18 protein-coding genes are annotated in these 15,024 nt (G+C 66.5%); 1 reads left to right on the forward strand and 17 read right to left on the reverse strand.

The genetic code is table 11. From position 1 onward, the window contains the following. Positions 1-35 precede the first annotated feature (35 nt). The 13 genes from fliR to fliF form a co-directional block, all read right to left on the reverse strand. Positions 36-824, reverse strand: coding sequence for a flagellar biosynthetic protein FliR (gene fliR, locus HV766_RS06185; RefSeq protein WP_054456684.1), 789 nt, complete (start codon positions 822-824; stop codon positions 36-38). Positions 825-857: 33 nt separating this feature from the next. Continuing rightward, complete coding sequence (fliQ, locus tag HV766_RS06190; RefSeq protein ID WP_008163193.1) at positions 858-1,127, reverse strand: flagellar biosynthesis protein FliQ; 270 nt, start codon at positions 1,125-1,127, stop codon at positions 858-860. 19 nt (positions 1,128-1,146) lie between these two features. Beyond that, positions 1,147-1,938 (reverse strand): flagellar type III secretion system pore protein FliP, encoded by a 792-nt coding sequence (gene fliP / locus HV766_RS06195; RefSeq protein WP_175180792.1) that lies wholly within the window; start codon positions 1,936-1,938, stop codon positions 1,147-1,149. A 27-nt stretch (positions 1,939-1,965) separates the two neighbouring features. Next, positions 1,966-2,289: a flagellar biosynthetic protein FliO gene (gene fliO / locus HV766_RS06200; RefSeq protein WP_054456686.1), complete on the reverse strand. Its 324-nt coding sequence runs from the start codon at positions 2,287-2,289 to the stop codon at positions 1,966-1,968. A gap of 10 nt (positions 2,290-2,299) precedes the next feature. Further along, positions 2,300-2,842: a flagellar motor switch protein FliN gene (gene fliN / locus HV766_RS06205; RefSeq protein WP_175180793.1), complete on the reverse strand. Its 543-nt coding sequence runs from the start codon at positions 2,840-2,842 to the stop codon at positions 2,300-2,302. Then, positions 2,835-3,842, reverse strand: coding sequence for a flagellar motor switch protein FliM (gene fliM / locus HV766_RS06210; RefSeq protein WP_119452079.1), 1,008 nt, complete (start codon positions 3,840-3,842; stop codon positions 2,835-2,837). Before fliM ends, fliN begins: the two co-directional genes overlap by 8 nt. A gap of 2 nt (positions 3,843-3,844) precedes the next feature. After that, positions 3,845-4,471 (reverse strand): flagellar basal body-associated protein FliL, encoded by a 627-nt coding sequence (gene fliL / locus HV766_RS06215; RefSeq protein WP_054456689.1) that lies wholly within the window; start codon positions 4,469-4,471, stop codon positions 3,845-3,847. Between the two features lie 170 nt (positions 4,472-4,641). Further along, positions 4,642-6,036 (reverse strand): flagellar hook-length control protein FliK, encoded by a 1,395-nt coding sequence (locus HV766_RS06220; protein ID WP_175180794.1) that lies wholly within the window; start codon positions 6,034-6,036, stop codon positions 4,642-4,644. A 24-nt stretch (positions 6,037-6,060) separates the two neighbouring features. Then, on the reverse strand, positions 6,061-6,510 hold the full coding sequence (fliJ, locus tag HV766_RS06225; protein ID WP_175180795.1) for a flagellar export protein FliJ: 450 nt from the start codon (positions 6,508-6,510) through the stop codon (positions 6,061-6,063). Next, the gene (gene fliI / locus HV766_RS06230) at positions 6,503-7,993 is read right to left on the reverse strand and encodes a flagellar protein export ATPase FliI (protein WP_175180796.1); all 1,491 of its coding nucleotides are present in this window, start codon (positions 7,991-7,993) and stop codon (positions 6,503-6,505) included. The genes fliJ and fliI overlap by 8 nt, the downstream gene beginning before the upstream one ends. Next, the gene (gene fliH, locus HV766_RS06235) at positions 7,990-8,733 is read right to left on the reverse strand and encodes a flagellar assembly protein FliH (RefSeq protein WP_175180797.1); all 744 of its coding nucleotides are present in this window, start codon (positions 8,731-8,733) and stop codon (positions 7,990-7,992) included. Before fliH ends, fliI begins: the two co-directional genes overlap by 4 nt. Further along, positions 8,726-9,736, reverse strand: a complete 1,011-nt coding sequence (gene fliG / locus HV766_RS06240) for a flagellar motor switch protein FliG (protein ID WP_054456694.1) — start codon at positions 9,734-9,736, stop codon at positions 8,726-8,728. The genes fliH and fliG overlap by 8 nt, the downstream gene beginning before the upstream one ends. Then, positions 9,726-11,387 carry a flagellar basal-body MS-ring/collar protein FliF gene (fliF, locus tag HV766_RS06245; RefSeq protein ID WP_125470854.1) on the reverse strand — a complete coding sequence of 554 codons (1,662 nt, stop codon included), beginning with the start codon at positions 11,385-11,387 and terminating at the stop codon, positions 9,726-9,728. Before fliF ends, fliG begins: the two co-directional genes overlap by 11 nt. A gap of 331 nt (positions 11,388-11,718) precedes the next feature. Between fliF and fliE the strand changes: the two genes are divergently transcribed. Beyond that, the gene (fliE, locus tag HV766_RS06250; protein WP_054456696.1) at positions 11,719-12,051 is read left to right on the forward strand and encodes a flagellar hook-basal body complex protein FliE; all 333 of its coding nucleotides are present in this window, start codon (positions 11,719-11,721) and stop codon (positions 12,049-12,051) included. A gap of 91 nt (positions 12,052-12,142) precedes the next feature. On the opposite strand, the gene HV766_RS06255 is transcribed toward fliE, so the two are convergent. From HV766_RS06255 to HV766_RS06270, 4 genes are read right to left on the reverse strand one after another with little or no spacing between them, the layout of a single operon-like run. Then, positions 12,143-12,946, reverse strand: a complete 804-nt coding sequence (locus tag HV766_RS06255) for a flagellar brake protein (protein WP_054456697.1) — start codon at positions 12,944-12,946, stop codon at positions 12,143-12,145. Positions 12,947-12,970: 24 nt separating this feature from the next. Beyond that, positions 12,971-13,288, reverse strand: a complete 318-nt coding sequence (locus tag HV766_RS06260) for an EscU/YscU/HrcU family type III secretion system export apparatus switch protein (protein WP_054456698.1) — start codon at positions 13,286-13,288, stop codon at positions 12,971-12,973. Further along, positions 13,288-14,670, reverse strand: a complete 1,383-nt coding sequence (gene fliK / locus HV766_RS06265) for a flagellar hook-length control protein FliK (protein ID WP_175180798.1) — start codon at positions 14,668-14,670, stop codon at positions 13,288-13,290. The genes HV766_RS06260 and fliK overlap by 1 nt, the downstream gene beginning before the upstream one ends. After that, on the reverse strand, positions 14,667-15,023 hold the full coding sequence (locus HV766_RS06270; RefSeq protein ID WP_054456700.1) for a flagellar protein FliT: 357 nt from the start codon (positions 15,021-15,023) through the stop codon (positions 14,667-14,669). The genes fliK and HV766_RS06270 overlap by 4 nt, the downstream gene beginning before the upstream one ends. Position 15,024: the final 1 nt, after the last annotated feature.

The raw sequence follows: 15,024 nt of genomic DNA on the forward strand, positions 1-15,024 counted from the left end.
CGCACCGCCCGGCATCCACCACTACCAGTCCAGTCCTATTTGCCCGCCAGAGCGTCGGCGACCCGGCTCATCGCCGTGAGCCCAGATTCGAACAGCGATTCCAGGAAGGGCCCGGCGTGCGGCAGCACGACCGTCAGAATGGTGACGCCGATGATGAGCGTTACGGGAAAGCCGATAGAGAACACTGACAGCTGCTGCGCCGCGCGGTTCAGGATGCCCATGGCCAGGTTGATGGTCAGCAGCGCGCAGATCAGGGGCAGGGCCAGCAACAGGCCCGATACGAATATGGTCTTGCCCCATTCCACCACCACGCCAAAGCCGTTCTGATGCAACTGGATCATGGCGACGGGCAAGGTGTCGAAAGAGCGAACCAGCGCAGCCAGGACCAGCAGATGGCCGTCCAGGGCCAGAAAAGTCAACATCGCGATGATGTTGAACAGGCGCGACAGCACCGCGGTGTTGGCGCCGGAAGCCGGGTCGAAGAACGAGGCGAACGACAGGCCCATCTGCAGGCCGACGAATTCGCCGGCGGTCTGCACGGCGGCGAACACCAGGCGCATCGTGAAGCCCAGCGAGATGCCGATCAGCACTTGCTGCATGACCATCCACAGCCCGGTAAACGAACCGGGCGCAATGGGCGGCACGGGATCGAGCGCCGGACTGATGGCGACGGCCAGGACGAAGGACAGCCCGACCTTGACCTTGATGGGAATCAGCGATTCGGAGAACAGCGGGGCGGTGCCCACGAGCGCCAGGATGCGCACGAACGGCCAGAGAAACTGGCCGATCCAGCCGTTGAGCTGCTCGAGCGTGAAGGCGATCATGGGAGAAGTCCGGTGTCCGGCGGCGGGTGCCGCTCAGGACACCAGCATGGGGATCTGGCCGATCAGCTGCCGTATGTAGTCGACCATGACGCCGATAAGCCAGGGGCCCAGCAGCACCAGCACGCCGCACATGGCCAGCAGCTTCGGAATGAACGACAGCGTCATTTCGTTGATCTGCGTGGCGGCCTGGAAGATGCTGATGACCAGGCCGACCACCAGCGTCACGAGCAGCAAGGGCCCGGCCATCGCCAGCACGATCTTCATCGCCTGGTAGGTCATGGTCATGACGGTTTCGGCGGTCATGGCGATTTTCCTCCAGGCGTTATTGATAGAAGCTCTGGGCCAGGGAGCCCATGAGCAGGTTCCAGCCGTCGGCCAGCACGAAAAGCATCAGCTTGAAGGGCAGGGCCACCGTCACTGGCGGCACCATCATCATGCCCAGCGCCATCAGTACGCTGGCGACGACCAGGTCGATGATGAGAAAGGGGATGAAGATGGTGAAGCCGATCTGGAACGCGGTCTTGAGTTCGCTGGTGATGAACGCCGGCACCAGGATGCGCAGGGGCACCTGAGTAGGGTCTTCCAGCGCCGGCTGCTTGGCCAGGTTGGCGAACAGCGACAGATCGTTCTCGCGCGTCTGGTGCAACATGAAGGTGCGCAGCGGCGCGGCGGCACGCTCGACTGCAGCCTCGAACTGGATCGAGCCTTCGGACAGCGGCTTGTAGGCGTCGGTGTAGATCTTGTCGAACACCGGCGACATCGTATAGAAGGTCAGGAACAGCGCCAGGCCGATCAGCACGTGGTTGGGCGGCGACATGGCCGTGCCCATGGCGCTGCGCAGCAGGCCCAGCACGATGATGATGCGGGTGAAGCCCGTCATCATCAGCAGCGCGGCAGGCAGGAACGACAGCGACGTCATCAGCAGCAGGGTCTGCATGCTGAGCGAATAGGTTTCGGAGCCGTTCGGACCCGGCGTGGCGGTCAGCGCGGGCAAGGTTGCCTGCGCGACGACACCCGCGGGAAACAGGGCCAGGCCGAGCAGGGCGGCGGCGCCGAGCAGGTGCAGCGCGCCGGGCCGGGCGCGGACGGGTGTCGTGCTTGTGGGCAAACTCATGGGTGTCGCTTGGAGGGCGCGGCGGCGCTAGCGGCGCTTGAGCGCCTGGCCCAGCTTGGCCGCGAAGGCGGCCGCGGGCAAGGTCGAAGCCTCCGGCAACTGGCCGGCGGGCAGGGTATGCAGGGTATTGAGCTGGTTCGGGCCGACGCCCACCACCAGCCAGGTATTCTCGACTTCCACCACCACGATGCTCTGGCGCGGACCGACGGGCAGGCTTGCGACCTGCCGCAGCAGGTTGCCGCCGCCGCGTTGTGTCAGCCCGGCGCGGCGCGCCAGCCAGGCCGAGGCCAGGATGGCGGCCACGACCAGGATCAGGCCGGCAACGACGCGCAGGAGGGCGGTATCGTCCATGGCGCCAGGGTCAGCGGCGGTTGTTCAAGCGGTTGATCCGCTCGGACGGCGTGATGATGTCGGTCAGGCGGATGCCGTACTTGTCTTCCACGACCACGACTTCGCCCTGGGCGATCAGGTAGCCGTTGACGAAGATGTCCATCGGCTCGCCTGCCAGGCCGTCCAGCTCGACCACGGAGCCCTGACCCAGCTGGAGCAGGTTCTTGATGGTCAGGCGGGTGCGACCCAGCTCGACCGTCAGCTGGACGGGTACGTCCATGATCAGGTCGATATCCGCGCCCGCGCCGCCGGTGGCGCCGGCCAGGGGTTTGAATACGGATTGGGCGGCAGATTGGGCGGCTGCGGCAGGAGCGGCAGGCGCCGCCGCTGCGGGGGCCGGCGCGGCAGCGGGTGCCGCCGCACTGGTCTGCTCGGCCATGGCGGCCGCCCAGTCGTCCTGGGGCTTCAGGCCGTCGGCCTGGGTGGGCGGATTGGCGCGGGATTGTTCGGCGAGCGCGTCGGCCCAGTCGTCGGCCGGGGACGAGCCGGTACCGGGCTCGTTCTTGTCAGTCATGGTCAGAGGCCTCGTTGGATTCTGTATCGTGGGTAAACATGTTCTGTACGCGCAGGGCGTACTGGCCGTTGAAGACGCCGTAGCCGCATTCCATCAACGGCACGCCGTCGACGCTGGCGACTATGGTTTCGGGCACGGTTACGGGAAGGACGTCACCGACCTTCAGGCTCATCAGTTCGCGGATCGACGAGGGGATGCGGGCGAATTCCGCAACCACGTCGATGTCGGCGCTACGCACCTGACGCGAGAGCTGCTGCGCCCAGCGCTGGTCCACTTCTTCGAGCGTGGTTTCCTGCAGCGGGCGCGTCAGCAGATCGCGCACCGGTTCGATCATGGAATAAGGCAGGCAGATGTTCAGGTCGCCGCCGGTCGCGCCGAATTCGATGTGGAACGAGGTGACGACCACCACTTCATTGTTGCCGGTGATACTGGCGAACTTGGTGTGCATCTCCGAGCGCACGTACTCGAATTCGATCGGATAGACGGGATCCCAGGACTTGCCGTAGCTTTCCAGGGTCAGGTTGAGCAGGCGCCGGATGATGCGCTGTTCAGTCGTGGTGAAGTCGCGGCCTTCGACGCGCGTGTGGTAGCGGCCATCGCCGCCGAACAGGCTGTCGATGACCAGGAACACCAGGTTCGGGTCATAGGTGAAGAGGGCCGTGCCGCGCAGGGGCTTCATCTGAATCATGTTCAGATTGCTCGGCACGGGCAGGTTGCGTTCGAAATCCGCGTACTTCTGGATCTTGATCGAACCTACGGTTATGTCCGCGCTGCGGCGCATGAAGTTCAGCAGCACGTGGCGCATCTGCCGGGCGAAACGCTCGTTGATGAGCTCCAGCGTCTGCATGCGGCGGCGTACGACGCGCTCGGGCGAACTCAGGTCGTAGGCGCGGGCGCCGGCGTTCGGGTCCGTGGCGCTAGCTTTGCTGTCGCTTTCGCCGGTGACGCCCGCCAACAGCGCATCAACCTCGTCCTGCGAAAGAAATGCCTCGTAGGCCATGCTTATTGCACCACGAACGCCGTGTACAGTACGTCGGTGACGTACTGGCCGTCCGGCAGGGGCGAGAAGGGGCGATTCACGGCCTGCTTGATGGCGTTGGCCATGTCGGTCTTGCCTTGCTGAGTCTGTACGCCGGTGGGCGATTGCGACGACAGCACCATCAGGATGCGGCTGCGCACTTCAGGCATGTACTTTTCGAGGCGCGTGCGGGTTTGTTCGTCGCTGACGCGCAACGTCAGGCCCACGTGCATGATGCGTTCCGTATCAGGATTCTGCAGCGTGACGGTGAAGGGTTCGATCGGCACGAAGATCGGCGCGGGCACGGCGACCGGGTTGGCCGGCGGCGCGACAAAGGTGGTCGGGGCTGCTTGCGGGCCTTGTTCGGGTTGGCCGGGCTGACCGGGTTGGCCAGGTTGCCCTGCCGGCACCTGACCGACGCCGAGCTGCACGGTTGCGCTGTTCTGCGGCTGCATGCGTTGGGTGATGAACCAGGTTGCGCCGGCGCTGGCCGCGGCAACGATGAGCAGGACCAGGATTGCCAGCAAGGGGCGAAGAATACGGCCCATGCCGCCGGAGCGGGAAGAAGGCGCGCCGCGCGCAGGCATGGGTGAAGGTTTGGAAGTCGCCATCTCGGTGTCGATGCGTGTTTTGCCGCTGATGAAAACGGGTTCTTAGTGGATGAAAGCATTCTGCCCCAAATGCCGCTTCCGCTTGGAGGCGAAAAACAGGGCGAAAGCCGCGTATCTCAAGCTATTGCTGCACCGCCCGCAGCCGTGGCCGGGAGCGATGCGTTGCTTTGTCAGGCGAAGGTGTCCACCAGCGCGTTGGCGTTGCGCGGGGCCGTTACCGCAGCCGGTGCTTCAGCCACGGCTTCGGCGCCAATCTGGTTGCCGCCGGCATGGCGCTGCGAGCCGTTGCCGCCTTGTTGCGCGAATTCTTGTTGGGCGGCTTGTTCACCCACGCTGGTCTGGCCCAGCGAGATGCCGGCCTGGGCCAGCGCCTGCTGCAGTTGCGGGATGGCGGTTTCGATCGCCTGGCGCACCGAGGCGTGGGCCGACACGAACGAAGCGCTGGCGACGCCGTCCGACAGGTTCAGGCTGACGCGCAGCGGGCCGAGATCGGGCGGATCGAGGCGCAGTTCGGCAGTTTGCATGCCTTGGCGCGCGTTGTGGCTCATCATGACGACCTGTTGGCCGAGCTCCGTGCCCCAGTGGGTGCCGCCGACGGGAGTGGCGACTTGCAGCACGACCGGCACGACCGGTGCGGCGACTGCTGCGGGGTTTGCAATGGGAGCGGCGGCAGGACGCTGCGCGGCTGCGGCAAGCGCCTGGGCCAGATGGTCCTGGGCCGAGGCGCCATGCTGGGGCGCCTGGAATTGCTGTTGCGCGCTGGCCAGGGCAGGGGTCTCGTCGGTCTGTTCTGGCATGGTGCCATGGTCCGCGGCGGGGCGTGCGTCGCGCGCGGGACGGGGCAGCGCGACCTCCGCAGCGAGTCGCGGCGTTTCGGCCTTGACGGGCGCGGTAGCGGCCGGGGTGCGGACCGGCGTTTGCGCGACGGCCGCGGCGTCAGTGCCCGGCTTGGCTGCCGCGGTGACCACCGGTACGGCGATTTCTGTCTCGCGGGCGGCCAACGCGGCGGCAGCCTCTGCCTGCGGAGCGGTCAGGCCGACAGCGCCAGAGGCTGCGATGGCAGCGGCCTGCGCCTGCGTCGCGGGTGCCGCGTCGGCGGCATTCAATGCGGCGGTCAGAACGGCGGCGCCGCTGCTCATCGCTGCGGCGGCAGCGGTGGCGTTGCCGCGCGCGAGCTGCACTTGTTCTGCGGCCTGGGCCGCGATTTCGAGGGCTTGCTGCGGGAGTATGACCGCGGGTTGAGCGGCCGCAACGGCGAGTGCGCCTGCCTCGGCCTGCGCGGCGGCTTGCACCGCCTCGTCGATGGCGCCGGCGGCGGCGCCTTCGGCGCGGGCGGCTGGGTCGCTGGATGTCTTGCCATCAGCCGGCGTCTTGGCGCCGTTGTTGGCGGGGCGCGAGTCGGCGGCCTGGTTGGGGCGTTGTTGCGCGGGACGCTGCTGGGCCAGCACGTCGGAGAAGCTGGGGCCCTTCTTGTTACTTGTAGGCGCGCTCTTGGCGCCGAGCGCGTCGGCGATCGACGAGGGTGCGGCGGGCGCGATGGAGGGCAGGGGCAGGGGAGCGTTCATCTGGGGCTTCCTGTTAGGTATTGCTTAATGCATGCCGGTCTGGCGCTGGACCAGACGGGCGGAATATTCATCGTTGGCGCGCTGTTCGCGGCGGGATTCCACCACGGCCTGGGCGCGCAGTTCGCGCTGCGCCAGGGCGTCGTAGGAGTTGAGCTTGCGCTTTTCCTGTTGCCAGTAGAGCCGGCCCTTGACGAGGTTGTCGTCGGCTTGGCGCAACACGCCTTGTTGTTGGCTGATGGCGTCGTCCAGCGTGCTGATGAAGCGCTGGTAGTTATGGCAGTCGCTGGCGGACATTCCGCTGGTCATTGCCTGTTGCAACCGTTCCAGGTAGTCCTGACGGTAGTCGTGCAGCATGGACAGCTGGCGTTCGGCGTTGGTGCGTTCGGCGCTGAGCCTGCCGAGGAGGCGGGCGGCTTCGTCCGTGCTCTCTTTGGCCAGGTTGATCAGCATGTCCAAAGGCAATTGGCTAGGCATAAGCGTCCCTCAATTCGAAACTGGCGCGCAATTGGCTGACGGCGGCTTCATAGCCGACGTTTTCGCCGATGTCTTGTTGCAGGAAGGCTTCCAGGCGTGGATAGCGGGCGATGGCCTCGTCCAGCTGCGGATCGTTGCCGGCAGCGTAGGCGCCCACCGCGATCAGATCGCGGTTGCGCTGGTAGCGCGACAGGCTTTGCTTGAAGCGGCGCACCACGGCGAACTGCTCGGGCGTGATCAGCGAAGTCATGGCGCGCGAGATCGACGCTTCGATGTCGATGGCCGGGTAATGGCCTGCTTCGGCCAGGTGGCGCGACAGCACGACGTGGCCATCCAGGATGGCGCGAGCCGAATCGGCGATCGGATCCTGCTGGTCGTCGCCTTCGGCCAGCACGGTGTAGAAGGCGGTGATCGAGCCGGCCTTGCCGGATGGTCCAGGCGCGCCCATGCCGGCGCGCTCGACCAGCGTCGGCAGCTTGGCGAAGACCGAGGGCGGATAGCCCTTGGTTGCCGGCGGCTCGCCGATGGCCAGCGCAATCTCGCGCTGCGCCATGGCGTAGCGGGTCAGCGAATCCATGATCAGGAGCACGTCCAGGCCCTGATCGCGGAAGTGTTCGGCCAGACGCGTGGCGTAGGCGGCGCCTTGCAGGCGCAGCAACGCCGACACGTCCGCCGGCGCAGCCACCACGACGGAGCGCGCCAGACCCTCCGGGCCCAGGTTGTGTTCGATGAATTCCTTGACTTCGCGTCCACGTTCGCCGATAAGGCCGACGACGATGACGTCGGCCTTGGTGTAACGAGCCATCATGCCGAGCAGCACGCTCTTGCCGACGCCAGACCCTGCGAACAGGCCCATGCGCTGTCCGCGGCCGACGGTGAGCAGGCCATTGATGGCGCGCACGCCGGTGTCGAGCACCGTATCGATGGGGGCGCGGGATAGCGGGTTGATCGGTTGGGCGGACAGGGGGGCCAGTTCGGCGCCCGTGAGCGGGCCCAGTCCGTCCAGCGGGCGGCCGGCGCCGTCCAGGACCCGGCCCAGCAAGGCGTTGCCCACCGGCAGGTGGCGGCCCAGCTGCGGCTTGGCGTTGCCGTTCAGTTCGGCCTTGCGCGGCAACGGAATCTGGCGTTGCACGGGGGGCTCGCCAGGCACGACGCGGGCGCCGGGCGGCAGGCCCGAGATATCAGCCTGCGGCATCAGGTAGAGCGTGTGGCCGTCGAAACCCACGACTTCGGCATCCGCCCAGTGGTCGTGGCCGCGAGCGATTTCGATGCGGGCGGCTGCTCCGACGGGCAGACGCAGGCCGGTCGCGTGCAGCACCAGACCTGTGGCGCGCGTGATCTTGCCGCTGACGAGCCACGGATCGGTCGAGCCCGCGCGGATGGAGCCGATTTGCAGTTGGGTCTGCCAGCGGTCGATGACCGGAACCGTAATAGCGGGCGCAGCCGGTTGGCCTGGCTGGAGGGAGGCCGGATTGGCGCTCACACCGGTTCCTCCCAGGATACGTTGCGGCCCAAGGAGGCCGCGACCCGGCGCCAGCGCGTCTGCAAGGTGGCGTCGATGTCACCAAAGGGCGTTTCGGCGCGGCAGCCTCCGCGCGAGATGGACTCGTCGGCCAGGACGCGCCAGTGGCCTTCCTTGAGCTCATCCGCCAGATGCAGGCGGATCAGTTCGATGTCTTCGGGGTTGGCCCACAGGCGCATCTGGCCACCGGCGGTGGGGTTGATGTGCAGCACTTCCCGCACCGCGTTGATAACGGTTTCCGGCTGGTCTGCGAGCGTGGTGCGCACTACCTGCTGGGCGATGTCCAGGGCGAGGGTCAGCAGGCCCTGGCCCATTTTTTCTTCGAGCGAGCCGAGGGAAGCGGCGCAGGCTTCGACCAGCGCATGCAGGCGCTGTGCTTCCGCGGCGCCCTGTTCACGCGCCTGGACGAGACCTTCTGCGTAGCCTTGTTCGCGGCCGGCGGCCAGGCCGGCTTCGTAGCCAGCCTGTTGGCCAACTTCCAGGCCGGCGGCATGGCCCTGCGCGTGGCCTTCCTCGCGGCCTTCGACAAGCGCCTGGGCGCGCAGCTGGGCCATCACCACGTCGGGATCCGGTCCGGGGTCGGGTTCGGGTTCCGGCTCCGCCTCGACGACCGCGGGCTCGTCGAACGACAGCATCTGCCAGCGCCGCCAGGCGGCGCTGCGCGAGATGAGCGTCGTGGCGCCGCTGTCCACCTCAGACATAGGTGTCGTCTCCCTGGTTGCCCAGGACGATCTGGCCGCTTTCGGCCAGGCGACGCGCGATCTGCAGGATCTTCTTCTGCTCGGTCTCGACCTTGGACATGCGGATCGGACCTTGCGCGTCCAGGTCTTCGCGCAGCATTTCGGCCGCGCGGCTGGACATATTGCGCAGGAACTTGGCGCGCAGCTCTTCCGGCGCGCCCTTGAGCGCAACCATGAGCGTGTCGTTGTCGATTTCCTTGAGGATGAGCTGGATGGCGCGATCCTCGACGTCGAGCAGGTTGTCGAAGACAAACATCTCGTCGATGATCTTCTGTGCCAGATCGTTGTCGCGCTCGCGCAGGCTGGCGACCACGGTTTCTTCCTGGGTCGAGTTCATCATGTTCAGGATCTCGGCCGCGGTGCGCACGCCGCCCATCTTGCTGCGCTTTGCGCCCTGGCCGGCCAGGACCGAATTCAGGACTTCCGTGAGCTCGGACAGCGCTGCGGGCTGCACGCCGCCGAACGTGGCGATACGCAGCATCACGTCGTTGCGCAGGCGGTCCGTCAGGAGCGCCAGTACGCCGGCGGCGCGGTCGCGCTCCAGGTGCACCAGGATGGTCGCGATGATCTGCGGGTGTTCGTCGCCGATAAGTTCGGCCACGGTGTTCGGATCCAGCCAGTTCAGCGCATCGATGCCGCTGCCGCCTTCGCCGGCTTCCAGGATGTCTTCGATCAGGCCGGCTGCGCGGTCGCTGCCCAGTGCCTTGGTCAACACGGTGCGGATGTAGTCGTCCGAGCCCAGCGTGACGGCCATGAATTGGTCGGCCTCCTGGCGGAACTCTTCCAGTACCACTGCAACGTCGCTGCGCGTGACCTGTTTCAGGCTGGCCATGGCGGCGCCGACCTGCTGGACTTCACGGGCGCCGAGGTATTTGAAGACCTCGGCCGCCGCATCTTCGCCCAGCGACATCATCAGCACGGCGCTGCGCGTCATGCCGTCCAGCGGGGTGGAATCATTTTTCATCTTTATTCATCCAGGTGCGCAGAACCATCGCGACGGCGCGCGGATCCTTGTTGGCCATCGTGCGGGCGCGTTCCAGGTTGTCCTGGTAGCGGTCCACTTCCTTGGCGCGGGCCGCGTCCTGGGCCTCGCGTGCAGCTTCGATGCGTTCGGCTTCAGCCTGTTCCGGATCGACCGGCGGGTAGAGGTAGTCGCCCACCGTGCGGCGCAGCAGGCGATACAGCCACAGTGCCAGCACGCCACCGACCAGCCAGGCCAGGATTGTCTTGAACAGCGAGATCATTTCCGGATCGCGCCACATCGGCACCGGCGGCGGGCCATCGTTGAACTGACTGTTGACCAGGTTGAGCGAGTCGCCACGGGTCTCGGAGTAGCCCATGGCTTCGCGCACGAGGTTGGTCAGCTTGTTCAGCTCTTCGGCCGGCAGGGGCTGCAGTTCGCCGTCTTTGTCGCGCATGTAGTTGACCACCACGGCCACCGACAGGCGCTTGAGGTTGCCTACCGGCTGCTTGATGTGGCTGATCGTGCGATCCACTTCGTAGTTGGTGGTGGCGTCGCGGCGTTCGTTGAGGTTGCCGGTGGCCGCTTGCGTGCTGGTCTGCTGCTGGGCGTTGGCCGGTTGCTGCGGCTGGCCGGGGCGGGGCGGCTGGGGTTGCGGCGGGTTGGCGATGGGGGCCTGGGGGTTGGCCGGCGCCTGGTTCGACAGCGCGCCGGGCACGCCTTGCGCGGGGTTGATGCCGCGCTGGGTCGAATCGCTGGTTTGCTGGCTGCGCACGGCGGCCTGGCCGGGCTCCTGGTTCGGGCGGTAGACCTCGGACGTTTCTTCGCGGCGGGCGAAGTCGACGTCGGCGCTGGCCTGGGCGTGCACGTTGCCGGGACCAACCAGCGGATTGAGGATGGTGAGGATGCGTTCGACCGTGCGCTGTTCCATTTCGCGCACGAAGCGCATCTGGTCGGCGTCCATGCCGCGGCCTTCGCCCATCGGCGCCGACAGCAGGCGGCCGTTCTGGTCCACGATGGATACGTTCTCGGCGGTGAGTTCGGGGACGCTCGAGGCCACCAGCCAGGAAATCGCGGAGACCTGGGCGTCGCTCAGGCTGCGTCCCGGATGCATGTTCAGCAGCACCGAGGCGGTGGGCGCCTGGCGTTCGCGCACGAAGAGAGACTGGCGCGGCATGGCCAGGTGCACGCGGGCGTGCTGCACGGTGTGCATGGCTTCGATCGAACGCGCCAGCTCGCCTTCCAGGCCGCGCTGGTAGTTGATCTGTTCCGTGAACTGGCTGGCGCCGAAGCGGGCGTTGTCCATCAGTTCGAAACCGACGGAGCCGCCGCGCGGCAATCCCTGGGACGCCAATTGCAGACGCGCGTCGTACACGCGGTCGGCCGGAACCAGCACGGCGGTGCCGGTTTCGTTATAGCGGTAGGGCACGTTCATGGTCCCGAGCGCTGCCACGATGGCGCCGCCGTCGCGGTCGTCCAGGTTCGAGAAGAGCACCTTGTATTTGGGTTCGCTGCTCCACATCGCCACGGCGACGATGACCGCGACGAGAGCCGCCGCCGCGCCCAGCAGGACAGGCTTGGGCAGTGCGCGCACCTTCTCCAGCACGGGGAACTTCGTCAACAGCGACGAACTCAGGGTGGCCTGCTGGTTCATTGGCGGCCCCCGCTGGCCACGCGGAGCTGGAATTGGGACTTCATGTCTGGGTAGGGCAGATTACACATGCAACGTGCTTCTGGTCTGGGGAGAGCGTGGATTATTGCCCCTGAGACGTCCATCCCAATCGTTGAAAACAGCCGGTTTTTGGCGTTACTTATCTCCTATGTCCCCGACAAGGCGAACCGAGCCGCCGCCGCCCCGGCTGCAAGCGGCTGCATTCGTGGAAATGTCGGGTTTTTTGGCGGTTCTTGTCAGCTATGAACCGGCGGGGTTGGCGTTACGCTGGGCGCACTATTGGTGTAATCCCAAACAGCAAGGAAATCAGGTAATGGCTGTATCAGGCTTGTCCGGCATCGAAAGCATGCTCCAGCAGATGCGCGCGGTAGTGAGCAAGGCGGAGACCGGTAACCTCAGCGCGGGTGAAATGGTCGGTCAGCCGGATGGCTTCGCCGCGGAACTGCAACGTTCCATCCGTCGCGTCACTTCCGCCCAGAACGCCGCCACGGCCCAGGCCAAGGCGTTCGAGCTGGGGGCTCCCGATATTTCCCTCAACGACGTCATGATCGACATGCAGAAGGCCAGTATTGGCTTCCAGACGGCGGTGCAGGTGCGCAACAAGCTGGTTGCGGCTTACAAGGAAATTTCTTCGATGGCGGTCTGAGTCCCATCGCGGGAACTGCGCTTGCATATACACCGCAAGCGCAGCAGGCATCAGGCGAGGCGCTTGCAACGCGTGGCCCCGCGTCTATCCATCAATTGCGCTGGGCGCCTCTTTCCAGGCGCCAGACCACCTGCTGCAGCCAGTTTTCCTGGCGCGCGTCGAGATTCAGGAAGATGGCCCCCAGATGGCTGACCGGCGGCTCGCCAGTCAGCGAAACGTGCTTGGCCGGCGGTTCGTCCGGATTGGCGGACGAAACCATGGGCTGCCCCGAGACGGGATATACATTGCGCACTTCCAGGCTGGCGTTGAGCTTGCCATGGTCGCCAAAATCCAGTTGCACGTTTTCCATCACGGTACCGCGCTCCGGCAGGGCGGGAACCGCCAGCCCTGCACGCAGGCCTACGCCGTCCACCGAGATGTCGCGTATCGTGAACGAATAGGGCTTGTCGTTGAGGGTGGCTTGCCAACTGGCGCGGCATACATTGGCGGCCGCGATCAGGGACGCGCGGAACATCTTGCGGCGCTGGATACGGGCCAGGCGTTCCGGGAACGGCGATACCAAAGCGGCGCTGCCGTCGTCGAAATGAATGATCTGGGGGCGCTGCACGCGAAAGCGGATCTGCACGCCGCCGTAGGCGGTGGCATGGAAGTGGAAGGTGGTGCCGCTCAGCAAGCCCATGGAGTCGGACTGCTCGAAGTCTGCCCCGGCGTAATCGCGCGGCCTCCAGAAGAACTCGCCCGCCTGCTTGTCCACGCCGAGGATCAGCACGGCCATCTCCCGGTCCGCGGCGTCGCGCACCAGGATGTGGCTGTCAGGGTGCGTCAGCTCGAACAGGGCCGAACGCATCTCGTCAGGCCGGGTCAGCAGGAACTCCGGATCGCTGGCATCCAACACTTTGGTCTTCCTCAGGTAATAGGGTCAGGCGGGCGTAGCGGGTTCGGGGAACTCGCGCGATTCCAGGCGGTAGAGCCAGGCCAGCAATTCTGCCACCGCTACATAGAGTTGGGGAGGAATATGTGCGTCCAGGTCCACCTGCATCAGCAGGCCGACCAGTTCTCGCGACTCGTGGACGTAGAGGCCGTTTTCCTGCGCGGCCCGGACGATGGTGTCCGCCAACTGGCCGTAGCCCTTGGCGACGACGCGCGGAGCGCCGTCCTTTTCTTCGTACGAAATGGCTACCGCCGCGTTGCGGCCGGCGTTCGGATCCGATTCCGGATGGGGGGGCAGGCGGCTCATCAGATATCGGCGGGAATGTCGGCGCGCGGTTCGATCACGCTCACCATCAGATTGCTCAAGGTCAGGCCCGCGGCCAGCAGGCGCGAACGCAGCGTGTCCGAGGAGTCATTGATCTCGGCCGCGCTGTGCGGCGCAATGAGTTGCAGGACGATCTGATCGCCGGCCAGATTCAGTCGGGCATCGACCAGGCCCAGGCGGGGCAGGTCCAGCTTCAGGCGCGTGGCCCAGGTGGAAACTGCGGAGTCCGGATCGCCGCCGTAAGGGTCGCGCTCGACCTCCCATTCCATGGGCGTGCCGGGCCAGGCTTCACCTTGCCAGGTCAGCGTCTGGTTGGCCAGCACGTCCAGTTGTTGGCGAACGAGTACGGTCAGGTCCTGGTGTATGCCGGTGATGGGCGTGCCGGGAGCAGGCGTGCCGGAGGCGGGCGAGCTGGCGGAGCCTGCGCCGCCGGGTGTGGCGTCGACGCCAGTGCGGCCGCTGGGGGCTGCGCCCGCCCGCGGCCGCGAAGGCGCGGCATCCTGCGCGGGCGGATTCTTGCCGAGCACCGCCTGCGGCTCGTTGCGCAATTGCTCGGGGTTGGCGCGGCCGAAGACCATGTCCGTCAGATGGGACTCGTAAAACAGGCCGCTGCCTTGGAGCGCCTGACGCAGAGCCTGTCCCAGCGCGCGCGCCGAAGGTCCGCCAGCCGCCAGGGCGACATGCGCGGCAGCGTCGGGTCCTTTGGCGGCGCTGGGATTGACGCCCGGTCCGGCCGGCCGGTCCTGTGTTGCACCGGTTGCCGGAGTGTCGCCGTCAAGCGCCGCCGCGGCCGAAGCCGCGAGCGCGCCGGCTTGCTGGGGAAGGGCCGGCGCCGGCGTTTGGCCAGGCAATGGCTGGGATGCTTGCGCAGTGGCCTGTGCCGTTTGTTGGCCTGCTTGCGCTGCCGGCAAGGGGCCGGCGCTAGCGCCACCGCCGGATTGGCCCGGCTGCGCATGCGCGGTCCATAAGGGGGCACGGCCCTGGACCGCAGGTGCGGCCTCTGGGAATTGGGCGAGCAAGGCAAGAATCGTACGCGCCGTCGTGCCCAGCGTGGTCGGGGCCGAGGCGGTGGTGTCGCTGCTGGTCACCAGGCCGCGGGCGGCCAGCGCCAGCGCTGCAGCGGTTTTGGGGTCGACGACAGTATTCGGACGGTCGCCGCGGGCGCCGCCGGGCTGTATGCCTTGCCGCGGGTCGCGTGTTGATCCATCCGAGGCGCCGGGCTTTTCCAGGCTGCCGGGCTGGCTGACTGCGTCGGGGCGGGCGCCGGATACCTGGTTGGCGCTGGCGGCGGACATCGTCGTGCCCAGCACGGCGTCCAGCCGCTGCACCAGGACGTTGCCGAGTGCGGCGGGACCTACGCTCATTCTTCAGGCGCCTGCTGGTAACCGTAGGCGGACAGCAGGGTCTGCTGGCGCTTCATGCGTCCCAGAAGGTCGCCCAGACGGGCCAGTTGCGGCAGCGCCAGATCCCGGGTGAGCGCGTCGTTTTCCAGGATGCGCACGAGCAGGTCGTATTTCATGGCGCGGCCGGCTTCGTCCAGTGGCGCCGAATGTTCGGTCTGGCGCAGTCGTTCCACCAGTTCGCAATATTGCTGTCCATGGACCATGGCGCCGTCCCAGTCGCCGGCTTGCGCCGCCACTAGCATTTCTCCCGTGATGAGAGCGATCTCCTGGTAGTGTTCCAGGATGGGGGAGGTGTACTGGGTCGTGGACGTCATG

The organism is Achromobacter aegrifaciens, from assembly GCF_902859735.1.
Taxonomy (GTDB): Bacteria; Pseudomonadota; Gammaproteobacteria; order Burkholderiales; family Burkholderiaceae_B; genus Achromobacter; species Achromobacter aegrifaciens.

Bases quoted from the DNA above. Each gene is read 5' to 3' on its own strand.
- fliR (WP_054456684.1), bottom strand. From the start codon at position 824: ATGATCGCCTTCACGCTCGAGCAGCTCAACGGCTGGATCGGCCAGTTT.
- fliQ (WP_008163193.1), bottom strand. From the start codon at position 1,127: ATGACCGCCGAAACCGTCATGACCATGACCTACCAGGCGATGAAGATC.
- fliP (WP_175180792.1), bottom strand. From the start codon at position 1,938: ATGAGTTTGCCCACAAGCACGACACCCGTCCGCGCCCGGCCCGGCGCG.
- fliO (WP_054456686.1), bottom strand. From the start codon at position 2,289: ATGGACGATACCGCCCTCCTGCGCGTCGTTGCCGGCCTGATCCTGGTC.
- fliN (WP_175180793.1), bottom strand. From the start codon at position 2,842: ATGACTGACAAGAACGAGCCCGGTACCGGCTCGTCCCCGGCCGACGAC.
- fliM (WP_119452079.1), bottom strand. From the start codon at position 3,842: ATGGCCTACGAGGCATTTCTTTCGCAGGACGAGGTTGATGCGCTGTTG.
- fliL (WP_054456689.1), bottom strand. From the start codon at position 4,471: ATGGCGACTTCCAAACCTTCACCCATGCCTGCGCGCGGCGCGCCTTCT.
- HV766_RS06220 (WP_175180794.1), bottom strand. From the start codon at position 6,036: ATGAACGCTCCCCTGCCCCTGCCCTCCATCGCGCCCGCCGCACCCTCG.
- fliJ (WP_175180795.1), bottom strand. From the start codon at position 6,510: ATGCCTAGCCAATTGCCTTTGGACATGCTGATCAACCTGGCCAAAGAG.
- fliH (WP_175180797.1), bottom strand. From the start codon at position 8,733: ATGTCTGAGGTGGACAGCGGCGCCACGACGCTCATCTCGCGCAGCGCC.
- fliG (WP_054456694.1), bottom strand. From the start codon at position 9,736: ATGAAAAATGATTCCACCCCGCTGGACGGCATGACGCGCAGCGCCGTG.
- fliF (WP_125470854.1), bottom strand. From the start codon at position 11,387: ATGAACCAGCAGGCCACCCTGAGTTCGTCGCTGTTGACGAAGTTCCCC.
- fliE (WP_054456696.1), top strand. From the start codon at position 11,719: ATGGCTGTATCAGGCTTGTCCGGCATCGAAAGCATGCTCCAGCAGATG.
- HV766_RS06260 (WP_054456698.1), bottom strand. From the start codon at position 13,288: ATGAGCCGCCTGCCCCCCCATCCGGAATCGGATCCGAACGCCGGCCGC.
- fliK (WP_175180798.1), bottom strand. From the start codon at position 14,670: ATGAGCGTAGGTCCCGCCGCACTCGGCAACGTCCTGGTGCAGCGGCTG.
- HV766_RS06270 (WP_054456700.1), bottom strand. From the start codon at position 15,023: ATGACGTCCACGACCCAGTACACCTCCCCCATCCTGGAACACTACCAG.